This is a genomic window from Mesorhizobium sp. (genome assembly GCF_017306585.1).
Lineage (GTDB): Bacteria > Pseudomonadota > Alphaproteobacteria > Rhizobiales > Rhizobiaceae > Mesorhizobium.
Map to the genome: position 1 here is coordinate 1 of NZ_JAFKIC010000384.1, position 1,408 is coordinate 1,408.

General features: G+C 62.3%; 2 protein-coding genes. Both read right to left on the bottom strand.

Annotation, left to right across the window (positions count from 1 at the left end; genetic code table 11):
* The coding region (locus tag J0I79_RS35070) for a sugar ABC transporter permease (protein WP_292870787.1) at positions 1-641 on the bottom strand (641 nt) is incomplete at its 3' end.
* Positions 642-709: 68 nt separating this feature from the next.
* The coding region (locus J0I79_RS35075; RefSeq protein WP_366015805.1) for a 4-hydroxythreonine-4-phosphate dehydrogenase at positions 710-1,408 on the bottom strand (699 nt) is incomplete at its 5' end.

Here is a 1,408-nt window from a genome sequence, read left to right on the forward strand (position 1 = left end):
TCGAATATCTTGAAGCTGTCGGTGAGGCGCAGCAGGAAGCCGACGATGATGATCGGCTGCAGCAGCGGAAAGGTGATGTGGCGGAAAATCTGCCAGCGGTTGGCGCCCTCGACCTCCGCCGCCTCGAAGGGCTCGCGCGGCATGGAGATTATGGCGGCCACGAAGATCATCACAAGGAACGGCATCCATTGCCAGATGTCGACGGCGACGATGGTCAGGAAGGCGCTGGTGCCGTCGGCGAGCACGCCGCTGTGCGAGAGGCCCCATTTGCGCAGCAGGATTCCGATCAGGCCGAAATCCGGGTTGAGGTTGAGCCGCGCCGTCAGTCCGACGACGATCGGTGCCAGGATCATCGGAATCAACAACAGCGACAGGACGATGCGCTTGAACCTGAGATGATATGACAGCAGCACCGAGAATCCGAGCGCCAGCACGAACTCAATGGTGAGCGCCACCAGCATGAATAGCAGCGTTAGTCCGACGCTGTGGAAGAAATCGCTGTCAAATACGAGCTTGCGATAATTGTTGAGCCCGACGAACTGACCGTTCATCGTCGGCTGCGTGTAGCTCAAGGCGTGGACGCTCTGATCGAGCATGATCAGAAACGGCCACATCTCGAACATGAACAGGAAAGCAACCATCGGCGCTAGCCAGATGTACCCCCCAAATTTGGCTGTACGCCCCGCTGCGCCGCTCATATGGCTTGCTCCTAGGCGACAGGGAGCGACATCTCGGATGCCCGGGCGGCATCCAGGATGGCCTGGATCTGCCCGCGCAGCGTCTTGTCGCCGGCGAAGCTGCGGTCGAACACGGCACCACCGACGGTGAAGCCCCAGATGCCCAGACCGCAGACGATCTTTACGCGCTCGACGCTGGCGATGCTGCCGGCCACGATCAGCGGCGTGTCGATACTCTTGACGACATCGGCGATCAGGCTCTCGACATCGCCCGAGAATCGATAGGCAAGCAGGTCCAGGCCCGCCACACCGTCCATGGCCGCGAGCGAGCGCGCGCTCTCGACGATTTCGGCCGCGGTGCCCGTAAGCTTGCTCGGATGGCCGACGACCTTTCCGGGGAACGGCATATATTTTATGCCGGTGCCGGCAAGGATCTCCCCAGCCTCCCGCGCGTGTGTGCCGCCGAGGATGTAGTCGACGCCGATCTCGGCGCCGGCCTGCACGGAACGGAGCTCGTCCTCACGGGTCTGGCTGACCACCTCGAGCATCACCTCCTGGCCATTGGCGCGGATGTCGGCGGCGAGCGCCTTCAGCTCCGGCACCGGCAGCCCGATATCCTTGAAGCCGACGAACGGTATCTTGAGGTCGGCCACCTCGGCGAAGACGCCGCGCGCGTCCGCCACCGTGACATCGTTGTGCGTCAACATGAATATGAAGCGCGACATTGGTCT